Origin of the sequence: Amycolatopsis sp. NPDC051045, from assembly GCF_040682955.1 — a bacterium.
Classification (GTDB): domain Bacteria; phylum Actinomycetota; class Actinomycetes; order Mycobacteriales; family Pseudonocardiaceae; genus Amycolatopsis.
Genome location: NZ_JBFBCC010000009.1, coordinates 265,626 through 280,987 on the forward strand (window position 1 = coordinate 265,626; position 15,362 = coordinate 280,987).

Below are 15,362 nucleotides of genomic sequence, written 5' to 3' on the forward strand. Positions count from 1 at the left end.
CGGGGGTGAACACGCACAAACGAGTGAAGGCCCCCTGCCGGAGCAGGAGGCCTTCACACCAAAACGCTCAAGCCGTAGGCGGCTGGTACACCTTCGTCAGCTTCCCCGCCGCAGCACGGTCGAGGAGCCACAGCGTCCGCCGATGCCCACGAGCCCCGGCCACCGGAAGCTGGCCCTCGCCGGCCCCCGCCAACGCCAACGCCACCGCGTCGGCCTTCGCCTCGCCCGCCGTCATCAGCCACACGTCACGCGCCCGCCGGATCGCCGGCAGCGTCAACGAAACCCGGGTCGGCGGCGGCTTCGGGCAGTTCCGCACCGCCACCACCGAACGCTCCGTCTCGTACACCGCCGGGGACTCCGGGAACACCGATGCCGTGTGCCCCTCACCCCCGAGACCCAGCAGCATGATGTCGAACGACGGCACGTCGCCGTGGTCCTCCGGCCCCGCGTGGGACGCCAGCACCTCAGCGTAAGCCGCAGCCGCCGCGTCCACATCGGAGCCGAACTCGCCGTCCGACGGGGCCATGGCGTGGATGCGCTTCGGGTCCAGCGGGACGTGGTCCAGCAGGGCCTCGCGGGCCTGCTTCTCGTTCCGCTCGTCCGAATCCGCCGGGACGAACCGCTCGTCGCCCCAGTAGATGTCCAGCCGGGACCAGTCGATCGCGTCCCGGGCCGAGGACGCCCGCAACTCCGACAGCACCGCGATGCCGGTGCCGCCGCCGGTCAGCACCAACGATGCCGAGCCCTTGGCCGCCTGGACGTCCACCAGCCGCGTGACCAGCCTGGCGGCCGCGGCGGCCGCCAGGAGGTCCTGGTTCGCGTACACGACGACTTCCGTCTTGCTCATTTCCCGGCCTTGCCCGGCGCCGCCGAAGCCGCCGCCGCCGCGGCCGGCGAGGTGACGTCCGCCTTGGGGGGAGCGCCCGTCTTGCCGTTCGTGCCCGACGTGATCTTGCCCAGGCCACGCAGGGCCGCTTCGTAGACCTCGTCCGGGTCGAGCCGGCGCAGCTCCTCGATCAGGCAGTCCTGCGTGCTGCGCCGCTGCAGGGCGATCCGGCGGGTCGGCTGGCCCGGCTGGGTCAGCGTGCCGACGCGCCCGTCCGGCCGGTGCAGCTCCACCGGGCCCGAGCGGCGGTCGAGGGTCACCGAGATGATCCCGGCCGCCCCGGAGCTCTTGACCCGCTTGACCGGCACCTTCAGGTACTCGGCCAGCCAGGCGGCGAGCAGCTCGGTCGACGGCGAGTCGGCCTCGCCGGTCACCGTCGCGGCGGTGATCTTCTCGTACGGCGGCAGGTCCAGCGCCGAGACGAGCTGGGCCCGCCAGTGCGTCAGCCGCGTCCAGGCCAGGTCGGTGTCGCCCTCGGTGTACGCCTTCGCCCGCGTGGTCAGCGCCTTGACCGGGTTCTTCTCCGCGGCCGAGTCGGTGATCCGGCGCTGGGCCAGCTCGCCGAGCGGGTCCTTGTCCGGGTCCTTCGGGCCGGCGCCGGGCCACCAGCAGACGATGGGCGCGTCCGGCAGCAGCAGCGGCACCACCGCGCTCTGGCCCTGCGCGGCCAGCGCGCCGTACAGCCGCAGCACGATGACCTCGCTCGCGCCGGCGTCGCCGCCGACCCGGATCTGGCCGTCGATCCGCGGGGCCGCGGTGCGCGCGCCCTTGGCCACCACGATCACCCGCGACGGGTGCTCGCGGCTCGCGCCGTTGGCCGCTTCGATGGCCTCTTCGAGGCGGGCGTCGTCGTCGGCCACGATCACCAGCGTCAGGACCCGTCCGAGCGCGACTTGGCCGCCCTGTTCGCGGATCTCCACCAGCTTCTTGTTGAGTGCCGAAGTCGTGGTGGACGGCAGGTCGATGATCACGGGCGCCTCCATTTCCGGCCGGTGCGCTCCAGCATTTCGTCGGCGGACGGCGGGCCCCACGTGCCCGGCGCGTACTGCTCCGGCGCGCCTTCCTTGGCCCAGTGCGCCAGGATCGGGTCGAGGATCTTCCAGGAGAGCTCGACCTCCTCGTTCACCGGGAACAGCGACGGCTCGCCGAGCAGGACGTCGAGGATCAGCCGTTCGTAGGCTTCGGGCGAGGACTCGGTGAACGCGTGGCCGTACCCGAAGTCCATCGTGACGTCGCGGACCTCCATCGTGGTCCCCGGCACCTTCGAGCCGAACCGCAGGGTGATGCCCTCGTCCGGCTGCACCCGGATGACCAGGGCGTTCTGCCCCAGCTCCTCGGTGGACGTCGAGTCGAACGGCAGGTGCGGCGCCCGCTTGAACACGACGGCGATCTCGGTGACGCGGCGGCCGAGCCGCTTGCCGGTGCGCAGGTAGAACGGCACCCCGGCCCAGCGGCGGCTCTGCACCTCCAGGGTCACCGCGGCGTAGGTCTCGGTCTTCGAGTCCTTCGCGAACCCCTCTTCCTGCAGCAGGCCCGGCACCTTGGTGCCGCCCTGCCAGCCGCCCGCGTACTGGCCGCGCGCGGTGGTCTCGCTCAGCGGCCCCAGGGGCTTGGTGCCCGAGAGGACCTTGATCTTCTCCGCGCGCAGGGCCCGCGGGTCGAACGACAGCGGCTCCTCCATCGCGGTGAAGGCCAGCAGCTGCAGCAGGTGGTTCTGGATGACGTCCCGGGCGGCGCCGATGCCGTCGTAGTACCCCGCGCGACCGCCGAGGCCGATGTCCTCGGCCATGGTGATCTGCACGTGGTCGACGTAGTTGGCGTTCCAGATCGGCTCGAACAGCTGGTTCGCGAAGCGCAGCGCCAGGATGTTCTGCACCGTCTCCTTGCCGAGGTAGTGGTCGATGCGGAACACCGACTCCTCGGGGAAGACGTCGTTGACGATCGCGTTGAGCTCTTCGGCGCTCTTCAGGTCGTGCCCGAAGGGCTTCTCGATGACCACCCGCCGCCAGGTGTTCTCGTCGGCGTTCGCGAGCCCGGAGCGGGCCAGCTGCTTGGTCACCACCGGGAACGCACCGGGCGGGATCGACAGGTAGAACGCGGTGTTGCCGCCGGTGCCGCGTTCGGCGTCGAGGTCGCGGACCGTCTGCGCGAGCCGGTCGAAGGCGTCGTCGTCGTCGAAGGTCCCCTGCACGAACCGGATGCCTTCGGCGAGCCGGTTCCACACCGACTCCTTGAACGGCGTCCGCGCGTGCTCCTTGACCGAGTCGTGCACGAGCTCGCCGAAGTCCTGGTGCTCCCAGTCGCGGCGGGCGAACCCGACGAGCGAGAAGCCCGCGGGCAGCAGCCCGCGGTTGGCCAGGTCGTAGATGGCGGGCATCAGCTTCTTGCGGGCCAGGTCGCCGGTGACGCCGAAGATCACCAGGCTGGACGGCCCGGCGATCCGCGGGAGCCGCTTGTCCCGCTCGTCGCGCAGCGGGTTGCTCCAGGTCATGCGCCGACCTCCTGTACCGCGCGGACGACCGCCGCGAGCCCCGCGGCCCGGTCGGTCAGGTGCAGGCGCAGCACCGGGCGGCCGTGCTCGGCGAGCACCTGGCCGTCGCCCAGGGCCTGGGCGTGCTGCAGCTGCCCCAGCGTGTAGGGCCGCTCGGGCACCTCGAGGTCCTGCTCCACCGCGCCGGTCAGCTGGAGGAAGACGCCGTTCTGGTGCCCGCCCTTGTGGTACTGGCCGGTGGAGTGCAGGAACCGCGGGCCCCAGCCGAACGTCGTCTGCAGCTGCGTGCGCTTGGCGATTTCGCCGCGCAGCAGCGCCGTGGACGCGTCGTCGAGCCGGTCGAGGTAGGCCTGCACCGCGATGTAGCCCGCGTCCGGCGCCGAAGCGAAGAACGCGCGGAGCACGTCGGTCAGGCTGCCGTCGGTGGACACCCCGTCGCTGCCGAAGATCTCGACCGCGCCGTCCACATTGGACGGCGACTCGCCGCCCTTCAGCTTCTCCGGGTCGTCCAGCAGCGCGCGCGCCGCCTTCTTCGCGGCTTCGACGTCGGGCTGGTCGAACGGGTCGATCCCGATCAGCCGGCCGGCCAGCGCGGTGGCGAACTCCCAGAGCAGCAGCTGCGCGCCGAGTGAGCCGGTGACGGCGATCTTCGCCGCTCCCCGCGGGCTGCCGACCGCGACCGGCGTGGCGTCCGGGCCGGCGTCGGCGAAGCCGGGTGCTTCCGGGCTCTCGACCGCGACCGGCAGCAGGCCGGTGCCCTGCTTGCCGGTGGACTCGGCGATCAGCTGCTCCGCCCAGTCGGGGAAGCCCTTGATCCCGGAGCCGGTGTCGGCGAGCACGACCTTCTCGGCCCCGGCCTCGTGCGCGGCGGCCCACGCGGCGGCCAGCTTGACCGCCGGGTTGTCCGCCGAGTCCGCGCCGAGCTCTTCGGCCACCGAAGCCGCCTGGTCGAGCAGCCGCGCGACGTCCGCGCCGGCGAGCCCGGCCGGGACGAGCCCGAACGCGGTCAGCGCCGAGTAGCGGCCGCCGACGTGCGGGTCGGCCAGGAAGGTCTTGCGGTAACCCTCCTTTTCGGACAGTTCCTGGAACGGCGAGCCCGGGTCGGTGACGACCACGATCCGCCGCGCCGCGTCGATCCCGGCGTCGGCGAAGGCCTTCGCGAAGATCCGCCGGTGGCTGTCGGTCTCGACGGTGCCGCCCGACTTCGACGACACCACGATCACCGTGCGGTCGAGGTCACCGGCCAGCGCGTCGGCGACCTGGCCGGCGTCGGTGGTGTCGAGCACGGTCAGCGCGACGCCTTCGGTGGCGGTGATCACCTCCGGCGCCAGCGACGAGCCACCCATACCGGCCAGCACGACCCGGTCGACGCCCTCGGACTGCAGTTCGGTCCGCAGGGCCTCGATCTCGCCGATCAGCGGCCGCGACGACTTGTGCAGCGTCGTCCACGACAGCCGGATCGACGCCTCGGATTCGGCCTCCGGTCCCCAGAGGGTCGCGTCCTGCGCCGCCAGCTTCGAAGCGGCCTGGTCGGTGACCAGCCGTTCGACCAGGGGCGCAGCACGCTCCGCCAGTTCGGCGTCCACGATCTCGACGCCGGTTTTTTCCCCTGTCGTCATGTCGTGCTTCAGCCCTTCACGTTCTCGAGCTGACCCTTGACGGTTTCGAGCAGTTCCGTCCAGGACTTCTCGAACTTCTCGACGCCTTCGTTCTCCAGCACCAGGAACACGTCGGTGATGTCGATGCCGGCGGCCTCGAGCTTGTCGAAGACCTCCTGGGCCTCGGCGCCGCGGCCGGTCACCTGGTCGCCGGTGAGCTCGGCGTGCTCCGCCACCGCGTCGAGGGTCTTCTCCGGCATCGTGTTGACGGTGTCCTTCACCACGAGCTGGTCGACGTAGAGGGTGGGGGAGTAGTTCGGGTCCTTCACGCCGGTGGACGCCCACAGCGGGCGCTGCGCGTTGGCACCGTCGGCCGCGAGGGCCTTCCAGCGGTCCGTGGCGAACAGTTCCTCGAAGGCCGCGTAGGCGAGCCGGGCGTTGGCGACGGCCGCCTTGCCGCGCAGCGCCTTGGCCTCGTCCGTGCCGATGGCGTCGAGCCGCTTGTCGATCTCGGTGTCCACGCGGGAGACGAAGAACGAGGCCACGGAGTGGATGCCGCGCAGGTCGTGGCCGTTGGCCTTCGCCTGCTCCAAGCCCGCGAAGAAGGCCTCGATGACCTTCTTGTACCGCTCGACGGAGAAGATCAGCGTGACGTTGACGCTGATGCCCTCGGCCAGGGTCTTGGTGATCGCCGGCAGGCCCTCTTCGGTGGCCGGGATCTTGATCAGCACGTTCGGCCGGTCCACGGTCTTCCACAGGTCCTGCGCCTCGGCCACCGTCTTGTCGGAGTCCTTGGCCAGGCGCGGGTCGACCTCGATCGAGACGCGGCCGTCGACGCCGTTCGTGGCGGTGTAGATGTCGCGGAACAGGTCGGCGGCGTTGCGCACGTCGGTCGTCGTCAGCTCCCGGATGGTCGCTTCGACGTCGGCGCCGCGGGCGGCGAGCTCCTTCGTCTGCTCGTCGTAGGCCTCGCCCTTCGACATCGCGTTCGCGAAGATCGTCGGGTTGGTCGTCACGCCCACGACGTGCTTGTCGCGGACCAGGCCGGCCAGGTTGCCGGTGTTCAGGCGTTCACGCGAAAGGTCGTCGAGCCAGATCGAGACACCGGCTGCGGACAGCTGCGCGAGCTTGTCGTTGCTCATTACTGTCATCCCCTTCAGGAATTCTTGGTGTTGGCGATCGAGCGGCGGGCGGCCTCGACGACGGCTTCCGCGGTGAACCCGAACTCACGGAACAGGGTGGCGGCATCGGCGGAGGCGCCGAAGTGCTCGATCGAAACGTTCACCCCGGCGTCACCGGTGAAGCGGTGCCACGACTGGGCGATGCCCGCCTCGACGGACACGCGGGCCTTCACCGACGGCGGGATCACCGAGTCGCGGTACGCCTGGTCTTGCGCGTCGAACCATTCGACGCACGGCATCGAGACCACGCGGGCGGCGATGCCCTCCTCGGCGAGGGCCTTGCCGGCCTCGACCGCGAGCTGGACCTCGGACCCGGTGGCGATGAGCACCACGTGCTCGTCGTCCGCCTTGCCGAAGTCGGCCAGGACGTAGCCGCCCTTCTTCACGCCCTCGGCGCTGGTGCCCTCGAGCACCGGCACGTTCTGGCGGGTCAGCGCCAGCCCGGACGGGTGGTCGGTGTCCTCCAGCACGGCCTTCCAGGCGTACGCGGTCTCGTTGGCGTCCGCCGGGCGGACGACGTTGAGGCCCGGGATCGCCCGCAGCGCGGAAAGCTGCTCGATCGGCTGGTGCGTCGGCCCGTCCTCGCCGAGGCCGATCGAGTCGTGCGTCCACACGTAGGTGACCGGCGCCTTCATCAGCGCGGCCAGCCGGACCGGCGGGCGCATGTAGTCGGAGAAGATGAGGAAGGTCGCGCCGTACGGGCGGGTGCCGCCGTGCAGCGCGATCCCGTTGAGGATCGAGCCCATGGCGTGCTCGCGGACGCCGAAGTGCAGCGTCCGGCCGTACGGGTTGGCCTGCCACATGTCCGTGGCGGCCTTCTCGGGGCCGAACGAGTCGGCGCCCTTCATCGTCGTGTTGTTGCTCTCGGCCAGGTCGGCCGAGCCGCCCCACAGCTCCGGCAGCGGCTCGGCGAGGGCGTTGAGCACCTCACCGGAGGCCTTGCGGGTGGCGACGCCCTTGGGGTCCGGCTCCCAGTGCGGGAGGTTGTCGGCGAAGCCCTCGGGCAGCGTGCGGGTGGTCAGCCGGTCGCCCAGCTTCTTGCGCTCCGGGTTGGCCGCGGCCCACGCCTCGTACTTCTCCTGCCACTCGGCGTGCGCCTGCCGGCCGCGCTCGGCCGCCTGGCGGGTGTGCTTGAGCACGTCGTCCTCGACCTGGAAGGACTGCTCCGGGTCGAAGCCGAGGATCTTCTTGACCGCGGCGACCTCTTCGCCGCCCAGCGCGGCGCCGTGCGCCTTGCCGGTGCCCATCTTCTTGGGCGCCGGGTAGCCGATCACGGTCCGCAGCGCGATGAACGACGGCCGCTGCGTCTCGGCCTTGGCGGCCTTGATGGCCTCCTCGATCGCGACGACGTCCTCGCCGCCCTCGACCACCTGGGTGTGCCACCCGTAGGCCTCGTAGCGCGCGACGGTGTCCTCGGACAGCGCGATGTTGGTGTCGTCCTCGATCGAGATCTTGTTGTCGTCGTAGAAGACGATCAGGTTGCCCAGCTCCTGGCGGCCCGCGATGGACGAGGCCTCGGAGGTGACGCCCTCTTCGATGTCGCCGTCGGAGGCGATCACGTAGATGTGGTGGTCGAAGATGCTCTCGCCGGGCGCGGCGTCCGGGTCCAGCAGGCCGCGCTCGCGGCGGGCCGCCATCGCCATGCCCACGGCGTTCGCCAGGCCCTGCCCGAGCGGGCCGGTGGTGGTCTCCACGCCGTCGGTGTGGCGGTACTCGGGGTGGCCGGGGGTCTTCGAACCCCACTTGCGCAGCTGCTTGAGGTCCTCGAGCTCGAGGCCGTAGCCGGCGAGGAACAGCTGGATGTAGAGGGTCAGGCTCGAGTGACCGGCCGAGAGGACGAAGCGGTCGCGGGCCGGCCAGTGCTGGTCGTTCGGGTCGTGGCGCATGGCGCGCTGGAACAGCGTGTAGGCCAGCGGCGCCAGGCTCATCGCGGTGCCGGGGTGGCCACTGCCACAGTTCTCCACCGCGTCCGCGGCGAGCACCCGGACGGTGTCCACGGCGCGGGTGTCGGTGTCGGTCCAGTCGGCGGGGACGTTACGCCGGAGGAGTGGGTTGTTCTCGCTGGTAGGGGCAGTATCGGACACTGAACTCCAACTCCCGGTCATGATGGTTGCGGCTGGTCTTCCTCGTTCCGGTTACCCGTGCGCGGGGTCATCTATCTCAATCGATCCCGAAGGGACGATATTCCTGCTCGCGACCCTGCGCAGAGGCAATCGCGGCCCGTCGCGGCCAGCCTAGTGCTTGGGCCGGTCGAGGACCCGCGATCACCCACGGGATTCACCACGTCTAACATCGGTTCAGGGTTCAGTCCGGCGGGTTCCTCGGTTCCACCACGCCTAACCGAGCTGCGGCCCACCCGAACCTGACGCAGGGAGTGAAATGTCGTTGGTGAACGCTGCGCACGGACGCAGTGACGACACCAGCGCCGTGCACCCGACCGGTGAACGACCGCACGGTGACCGGCGAAGCCTCCGCCAGGTCGTCGGCGCGTACGCCGCGCTGGCGAAGCCGCGGGTGATCGAGCTCCTGCTGGTGACCACCATCCCGGCGATGTTCCTCGCCGGCCGTCAGATCCCGTCGCCGTGGCTGGTACTGGCTACGCTGGTCGGCGGGACGATGGCCGCTGGCAGCGCGAACGCGCTCAACTGCGTGATCGACGCGGACATCGACAAGGTGATGAACCGCACGAAGCGCCGCCCGCTGGTCAAGGACTCGGTGCCCCGCCGGGGCGCACTGGTCTTCGGCCTGGTGCTGGGGGTTGCCTCGGCCGTGGTGCTCTACCTCACGGTGAACCTGCTCTCGGCGATCCTCGCGGTCGCGACGATCCTCTTCTACATCTTCGTGTACACGCTCGGCCTGAAGCGGCGCACGGCGCAGAACGTGGTCTGGGGCGGCGCGGCGGGGTGCATGCCGGTCGTGATCGGCTGGGCGGCCGTCACCGGCACCGTGCAGTGGCCGGCGTTCGTGATGTTCGGCGTCATCTTCTTCTGGACGCCGCCGCACACGTGGGCGCTGGGCATGAAGTACCGCGACGACTACGAGCGCGCCGGCGTCCCGATGCTGCCGGTGGTCGCCACCGCCCAGCACGTCGCCCGCCAGATCGTCATCTACTCGTGGGTGATGGTGGCGTGGACGCTGCTGCTGCTCCCGGTCACGTCGTGGCTGTACGGCACCTTCGCCATCCTCGCCGGCGGCTGGTTCCTCTTCTACGCGCACAGCCTGCAGGCGGCGGTGCGGCGTGGTGAGGAGACCAAGCCGATGGCGCTGTTCCACCGGTCGAACACGTACCTGATGATCGTGTTCGTGGCCCTGGCCGTCGACTCGGCCATCGGCCTGCCGACCCTCGGCCTGCCGTTCTGAGACGGCTCGGGACCGCGGTCACCGCGGTCGTCGTCCTGGGCCTGCTGGTCCTCCTCGGCCGCGGGAAGCTGCCGGCCCTGGACGACAGCCTGCTCACCGGCGGCTGCGCCATCCCGTCCCGGATCACGGCCCTGCCGGGTCCGGCGCCGGACGGCGGCGGTGTCCGCGTCGCCGAACAGGGAGCGGGGGCCGCGGTGCTGGAGAACACCAGCACGCTGGCCGCTTACCGGATTCCCGTGACGTCCGGCCCCCGGACTCTCGAGGTGCCGGTGCTCACGCCGGGGCAGCGGATCGGCGTCGTCCTCGACCGGCCCGCGCTCGGCCCGGTGATCTGGCTCGCGCCCGAGGCACTGGGCGGCTTCACCCCCGTGACCGCGACACCCGTCCCGGGTGGCGTCCGCTACCGCTCGGCGAACTGCCGGGCGCTGACCAGCCGCGGCGCCGCGGTCCTCCACCGCGACGCGGCCGGGCGGATCGACGGCGGCGCGCAGCTGCCCCCGGCGAGCGTCTCGTGCGCACCGGGGGAGCGGGAACTGCCGGCCGTCCTCCCGGCCGGCAGTGAGGTCTTCCCGTACTGCGACCTCCGGCCGGAATGATCGCGCCGCGGGCGTCGTTAGACTTCGTTGGCTCTTTTTCCTTGAGGCGAAAGCAGGATGCTCTTGTCCGTCTCCTCGGACGACTTTTCCGCCGAGCTCGCCCGCGAGCAGGCGTACGTCACCACCCTCTACGCGAAGCTCGACGTCGAGCGCCTCGCAGCCCAGCGGCGCCTCGACGAGACGCTGCGGCAGACCGGGGGCACCCCGCAGGCCCGCACCGAGCGCGACGTCGCCACGACCCTCTACACCGACCGGCTCGCCCAGCTCGGCTCGGTCGAGCAGGGGCTGGCCTTCGGCCGGCTCGACTTCGTCCCCGAGAGCGCCGAGGAGACGACCTACATCGGCCGGCTCGGGCTGTTCGACGAGGACGACGACTACAAGCCGCTGCTCGTCGACTGGCGCGCGCCCGTCGCGCGGCCGTTCTACCTGGCCACCGCCGCGTCACCGGAAGGGGTGAGGCGGCGACGGCACCTGCGGTCGCTGAGCCGCAAGGTCACCGGCTTCGACGACGAGGTCCTCGACCTCACCGCTGCCGACCAGGGCCAGGACCTCGGGCTCGCCGGCGAAGCCGCGCTGCTGGCCGCGCTGGAGCAGCGCCGCACGGGCGAGATGAGCGACATCGTCGCGACCATCCAGGCCGAGCAGGACCGCATCATCCGCGCCCCGCTGGGCGGCGTCATGGTCGTGCAGGGCGGCCCGGGCACCGGCAAGACCGCCGTCGCGCTGCACCGCGCGGCGTATCTCCTCTACACGCACCGCCAGCAGCTCACCACCCGCGGCGTGCTCGTCGTCGGCCCGAACAGCACGTTCCTGCGCTACATCGGCCAGGTGCTGCCGTCGCTGGGCGAGACCGGCGTGCTGCTCGCCACCATCGGCCGGCTCTACCCGGGCCTGATCGCCGACGGGGTGGAACCGCGCGAGACGACCGAGGTCAAGGGGCGGCTGGTGCTGGCCGAGGTGCTCGCCAACGCCGTCCGCGACCGCCAGCGCGTGCCGGAGCCGGTCATGGAGATCGAGTACGAGCACGACGTCCTCAAGCTCGACCGCAAGACGTGCACCGACGCCCGGACCCGCGCCCGCCGGTCGCGGCGCCCGCACAACCCGGCGCGGCGCCTGTTCGTCTCCGACGTCCTCGACGCGCTGACCCGCCAGGCCGCGCGGAAACTGGGGCCGGACCTGCTCGACGGCCAGGACCTGGCCGACATCCGCGCCGAACTGGCCGCCGACGAAAACGTGGCCGCCGCGCTCGACGAACTCTGGCCGGTGCTGACCCCGGAAGGCGTGCTCGACGACCTGTTCGCCGACCGCGAACGCCTCGCGCGGGCGGCCGGGAAGCTGCTGTCCGCCGAGGACCGCGCGTTGCTGGAAAGCGGCCGCGACGCGAAGTGGACGCCGGCCGACGTGCCGCTGCTCGACGAGCTGGCCGAGCTGATCGGCGTCGACGACACCGAGGCCCGCGTCGAGCGCAAACGCCGTGAGCGCGAGGACCGCGCGTACGCCGAGGGCGTGCTCGACATCCTCGAACAGGACGAGGAGATCATCGACGAAGAGCTGCTGCGGGTCTCCGACGTCCTCGACGCCGAGCTGTTCGCCGAACGCCAGCAGGCGCGCAGCGAACTGACCGCCGCCCAGCGGGCCGCGCAGGACCGGACCTGGACGTTCGGGCACGTGATCGTCGACGAGGCCCAGGAGCTCTCGGCGATGGACTGGCGGCTGCTGATGCGGCGGACGCCGAACCGGTCGATGACGCTGGTCGGCGACGTCGCCCAGACCGGCGCGGCGGGCGGGGCGCGGTCGTGGGGCGAGGTGCTCTCGCCGTACGTCGAGGACCGGTGGCGCCTCGAAGAGCTGACCGTGAACTACCGCACACCGTCCGAGATCATGGCCGTGGCCGGTCGGGTGCTCGCCGAGGTCGACCCCTCCCTGTCGGTGCCGTCGTCGGTGCGGGAGACCGGAATCCCGCCGTGGTCGGTGCGCCCGGCCGACCTGGCGGCGGAGCTGCCCGCGCTGGCCGCCGCCGAACTGTCCGCTGTGGACGGTGGCACGGTGGCGGTGCTGGTGCCGGCCGGCCGGCTCGCCGCGGTTTCGGCGCTGCTCGGCTCGTACGACGAACGGCTGAGCGTGCTGACGGTGGAGCGCTCGAAGGGCCTGGAGTTCGACTCCGTGGTGCTCCTCGCGCCGGACGAGGTCGTGGCGGGTTCGCCGCGCGGGCTCAACGACCTCTACGTGGCCCTGACGCGGGCGACCCGGCGGCTCGGGGTGGTCGCCACCGGTGACGCGGTGCCGGCACTCTCCGTGCTTGGCTAGGGTGCCCGGCATGCAGAACATCGGGAAGATCGTGGTCGTCGCCGCGGCGGCGCTGTCGCTGGCCGCGTGCGGCCAGGACGCCAAGCCCCAGACGGCGGCCCCGGCGGGGCCGTCCGACCCGTCGTCGAGCGCCGCGCAGGCGCCCCAGAGCAAGGGCCGCGAATGCACCGCGGACGACGTCAAGACGACGGGCAAGTTCGGTGAGAAGCCCGAAATCACCATCCCGGACGACTGCGACCCGCCGAAGAAGCTGATCACCAAGGACCTGTCCGAGGGCACCGGCGAGGGCGCGAAGGCCGGCCAGCAGCTCCAGATGAACTACCACCTGGTGACCTGGTCGGACAAGCAGGTGCTCGACAGCTCGTTCGGCCAGAAGCCGTTCGACCTCACCCTCGGCGCCGGCAAGGTCATCCCGGGCTGGGACCAGGGCCTGGTGGGCATCAAGCAGGGCGGCCGCCGGCTGCTGATCATCCCGCCGGACCTGGCGTACGGCGAGGGCGGCAACGGCATCCAGCCGAACGAGACGCTGGTGTTCGTCACCGACGCCGTGTCGGTCGCCGCCGCCTGAGTCCAAGCCCGTGAATGCCACCTTCAGGGACACTTGGTCCGTGAAGGTGGCATTCACGGATTTCAGGGGATGAGCAGGAGCTTGCCGGTGGTGCGGCGGCCCTGGAGGTCTTCGTGGGCCTTGCGGGCGTCGGCCAGGGGGTATTTGCCGCCGATGCGGATGGTCAGCTGCCCGGCGATGATGGCGTCGAAGAGCTCCTTCGCGCGCCAGTCCAGCTCCTCGCGCGTGCGGACGTAGTGCACGGACGTCGGGCGGGTCAGGTAGAGCGAGCCGCCGGAGTTGAGACGCTGGGGGTCCAGGGGCGGCACCGGGCCGCTGGAGGCGCCGAACAGCGCCAGCAGGCCGCGGACCTTCAGGCTGGCCAGGCTGCCGTCGACGGTGTCCTTGCCGACGCCGTCGTACACGACGTCGACGCCCGCGCCGCCGGTCAGGTCGCGGGTGATCTTGGCGAAGTCGTCGCGGTCGTAGCGGATCACCTCGTCGGCGCCGGCTTCGCGGGCCAGCCTCTCCTTCTCTTCGGTCGACACGGTGCCGATGACCCGGGCGCCGCGCGCCTTCGCCAGCTGCACCAGGAGCAGGCCGACGCCGCCGGCGGCCGCGTGCACCAGCACGTCGTGACCCGGCTTGACCTCGAAGGTCGAGGCGACCAGGTAGTGCGCGGTGATGCCCTGCAGCATGGTCGCGGCCGCGGTCTCGAGGGAGACGCTTTCGGGCACCTTCACCGCGACCGACGCCGGGACGAGCTTGCGGGCCGCGTAGCTGCCGATCGACCCCTGCCAGGCGACGCGATCGCCGGTCTTGAAGCCCGTTTCGGCGCCCGCCTCCACGACCGTGCCGGCGCCCTCGAGGCCGAGCACGAACGGCAGTTCCATCGGGTAGAGGCCCTGCCGCTGGTAGGTGTCGATGTAGTTGACCCCGGCCGCGGCGACGTCGACCAGCAGTTCGCCGGCCTGCGGGGCGCGGACGTCCACTTCGGCCGGTTCGAGCACTTCCGGGCCGCCGGTCTTCGTCACCTGCACTGCGGTGGGCATGGGTCCTCCTCGGGTCGGGTTCTCCCGGTGCAACTATGGCCGAGGCCACGCTGTTCCGCGTTCCGGCCGGTCTTTGGTTATCGTTCGGTACGTGTCCGAATCATCTGAGACTGTCGTTTCGCCGACCAGCGCGCAGCTGGGTGCGGCCCGCAAGTTCGTGAAGGCGCACGGCAAGCCGTCCCGCGCGGTGGTGGAGAACATCGGCCGGGCGGGGGCCCGGGTCGTGCTGGTCGGCGCGGACGGCGCCATGGGTGACGTCGTGGTGCCTTCGGTGGCGACCGGCGAGGCGCTGGTCGAGGCGGTCGAGGACCTCTCGCCGGCCACGTGGGACGCGGAGACGGTCAACCAGACGAGGATCGGCCCGGAGCACCGCCGCAAGATGGCGGGCCGGTGACCGGCACCGCGGTCCTGGTCAGCTGCGCGGAACTCCCTTCCGGTGACGGCGACGACGACGCGGTGGTGCCCGCTTTGTCTTCATTGGGGTTTTCGGTGGCGTGGGCACCTTGGGACTCGGGGTACGACTTCGCTTCGGCGGACGCGGTGGTCCTGCGCGCGACCTGGGATTACGCGTCCCGTCGTGCTGAGTTTCTGTCGTGGTGCGAGTCGGTGCCGTCCCTGTTCAACTCGGCGGCCGTGGTCCGCTGGAACACGGACAAGTCGTACCTGACGGAGCTGCTCGACGCGGGGTTGGCGGTGGTGCCGACTGCGCTGGTCTCGCCCGGCTCCGCGGCCCGCTTCCCGGCGTCCGCCTTCGTGGTCAAGCCATCGGTGGGCGCGGGTTCCCGCGGCGCGGCCCGCTTCGCGGCGGGTGCCGATGCTTCTGCGCACGTGGCCGCGTTGCACGCCGAGGGCCACACGGCGCTGATCCAGCCGTACCAATCCAGTGTGGACACTTCGGGTGAGCTGGCTTTGGTGTACCTCGGTGGGGTTTATTCCCACGCGTTCACCAAGGGCGCGATGCTCGGGTCCACAATGGATTCTTCGGGGCTGTGCCTGTCGGAGAAGCTGGCGCCGGCCGAGCCGCCGGCGGACGCGGTGGCGCTGGCTGAGGACGTCTTGGATGCGGCGTCGGCGTTGCTGGGGATCCTGCGGGCGGAGCTGCTGTACGCGCGGGTCGATCTGGTGCGTGGGGAGGACGGGAAGCCGTTGCTGCTGGAGCTGGAGCTGACGGAGCCATCGCTGGGCTTCCGCCAGACGGACTCGGCAGCGGCGATGAGGTTCGCTTCGGCGGTGCGGCAGCAACTGGCTTAGTTTCCTCTGCACGCTTGTACGACCACCAAGACGAGCGTTACGACCGCCCCAATCGTGGTCACCGCTATCGAGCCGGTGACCACGTAAAGGCCG

The 15,362-nt window shown here is 71.2% G+C and carries 13 protein-coding genes; 6 read left to right on the forward strand and 7 right to left on the reverse strand.

All coding sequences use genetic code 11. The features are described 5' to 3' along the window. Positions 1-67: 67 nt before the first annotated feature. The 6 genes from pgl to tkt are packed head-to-tail and all read right to left on the reverse strand — an operon-like array spanning position 68 to position 8,240. Positions 68-847, reverse strand: a complete 780-nt coding sequence (gene pgl, locus AB0M80_RS23070; protein ID WP_364568254.1) for a 6-phosphogluconolactonase — start codon at positions 845-847, stop codon at positions 68-70. Then, entirely contained in the window at positions 844-1,857 is a 1,014-nt protein-coding gene (opcA, locus tag AB0M80_RS23075) for a glucose-6-phosphate dehydrogenase assembly protein OpcA (RefSeq protein WP_364568257.1), read from the reverse strand. The genes pgl and opcA overlap by 4 nt, the downstream gene beginning before the upstream one ends. Continuing rightward, a complete protein-coding gene (zwf, locus tag AB0M80_RS23080; protein WP_364568260.1) occupies positions 1,854-3,377 on the reverse strand; it encodes a glucose-6-phosphate dehydrogenase in 1,524 nt (507 codons plus the stop codon). The genes opcA and zwf overlap by 4 nt, the downstream gene beginning before the upstream one ends. After that, positions 3,374-4,996 carry a glucose-6-phosphate isomerase gene (locus AB0M80_RS23085; RefSeq protein WP_364568263.1) on the reverse strand — a complete coding sequence of 541 codons (1,623 nt, stop codon included), beginning with the start codon at positions 4,994-4,996 and terminating at the stop codon, positions 3,374-3,376. Before AB0M80_RS23085 ends, zwf begins: the two co-directional genes overlap by 4 nt. Before the next feature lie 8 nt (positions 4,997-5,004). Next, positions 5,005-6,117: a transaldolase gene (tal, locus tag AB0M80_RS23090; protein WP_364568265.1), complete on the reverse strand. Its 1,113-nt coding sequence runs from the start codon at positions 6,115-6,117 to the stop codon at positions 5,005-5,007. Between the two features lie 14 nt (positions 6,118-6,131). Beyond that, positions 6,132-8,240: a transketolase gene (gene tkt / locus AB0M80_RS23095; RefSeq protein WP_364568268.1), complete on the reverse strand. Its 2,109-nt coding sequence runs from the start codon at positions 8,238-8,240 to the stop codon at positions 6,132-6,134. A gap of 295 nt (positions 8,241-8,535) precedes the next feature. On the opposite strand from tkt, the gene AB0M80_RS23100 reads away from it, so the two are divergent. From AB0M80_RS23100 to AB0M80_RS23115, 4 genes are all read left to right on the forward strand, one after another. Continuing rightward, the gene (locus AB0M80_RS23100; RefSeq protein ID WP_364568271.1) at positions 8,536-9,516 is read left to right on the forward strand and encodes a heme o synthase; all 981 of its coding nucleotides are present in this window, start codon (positions 8,536-8,538) and stop codon (positions 9,514-9,516) included. A 194-nt stretch (positions 9,517-9,710) separates the two neighbouring features. Further along, a complete protein-coding gene (locus AB0M80_RS23105; RefSeq protein ID WP_364568274.1) occupies positions 9,711-10,112 on the forward strand; it encodes a hypothetical protein in 402 nt (133 codons plus the stop codon). 57 nt (positions 10,113-10,169) lie between these two features. Then, entirely contained in the window at positions 10,170-12,419 is a 2,250-nt protein-coding gene (locus AB0M80_RS23110; RefSeq protein ID WP_364568277.1) for an AAA family ATPase, read from the forward strand. Between the two features lie 10 nt (positions 12,420-12,429). After that, positions 12,430-12,987 carry an FKBP-type peptidyl-prolyl cis-trans isomerase gene (locus AB0M80_RS23115; protein WP_364568279.1) on the forward strand — a complete coding sequence of 186 codons (558 nt, stop codon included), beginning with the start codon at positions 12,430-12,432 and terminating at the stop codon, positions 12,985-12,987. A 62-nt stretch (positions 12,988-13,049) separates the two neighbouring features. Here the strand turns inward: AB0M80_RS23115 and AB0M80_RS23120 are convergent, their stop codons facing one another. Continuing rightward, the gene (locus AB0M80_RS23120; RefSeq protein ID WP_364568282.1) at positions 13,050-14,018 is read right to left on the reverse strand and encodes a quinone oxidoreductase; all 969 of its coding nucleotides are present in this window, start codon (positions 14,016-14,018) and stop codon (positions 13,050-13,052) included. A gap of 91 nt (positions 14,019-14,109) precedes the next feature. Here AB0M80_RS23120 and AB0M80_RS23125 point away from each other — a divergent pair, with 91 nt between their 5' ends. Beyond that, positions 14,110-14,412 (forward strand): hypothetical protein, encoded by a 303-nt coding sequence (locus AB0M80_RS23125; protein WP_364568285.1) that lies wholly within the window; start codon positions 14,110-14,112, stop codon positions 14,410-14,412. Beyond that, a complete protein-coding gene (locus tag AB0M80_RS23130; protein WP_364568288.1) occupies positions 14,409-15,269 on the forward strand; it encodes a hypothetical protein in 861 nt (286 codons plus the stop codon). The genes AB0M80_RS23125 and AB0M80_RS23130 overlap by 4 nt, the downstream gene beginning before the upstream one ends. Positions 15,270-15,362 lie beyond the last annotated feature (93 nt).

Bases quoted from the DNA above. Each gene is read 5' to 3' on its own strand.
- pgl (WP_364568254.1), bottom strand. From the start codon at position 847: ATGAGCAAGACGGAAGTCGTCGTGTACGCGAACCAGGACCTCCTGGCG.
- zwf (WP_364568260.1), bottom strand. From the start codon at position 3,377: ATGACCTGGAGCAACCCGCTGCGCGACGAGCGGGACAAGCGGCTCCCG.
- AB0M80_RS23085 (WP_364568263.1), bottom strand. From the start codon at position 4,996: ATGACGACAGGGGAAAAAACCGGCGTCGAGATCGTGGACGCCGAACTG.
- tal (WP_364568265.1), bottom strand. From the start codon at position 6,117: ATGAGCAACGACAAGCTCGCGCAGCTGTCCGCAGCCGGTGTCTCGATC.
- AB0M80_RS23100 (WP_364568271.1), top strand. From the start codon at position 8,536: ATGTCGTTGGTGAACGCTGCGCACGGACGCAGTGACGACACCAGCGCC.
- AB0M80_RS23110 (WP_364568277.1), top strand. From the start codon at position 10,170: ATGCTCTTGTCCGTCTCCTCGGACGACTTTTCCGCCGAGCTCGCCCGC.
- AB0M80_RS23115 (WP_364568279.1), top strand. From the start codon at position 12,430: ATGCAGAACATCGGGAAGATCGTGGTCGTCGCCGCGGCGGCGCTGTCG.
- AB0M80_RS23120 (WP_364568282.1), bottom strand. From the start codon at position 14,018: ATGCCCACCGCAGTGCAGGTGACGAAGACCGGCGGCCCGGAAGTGCTC.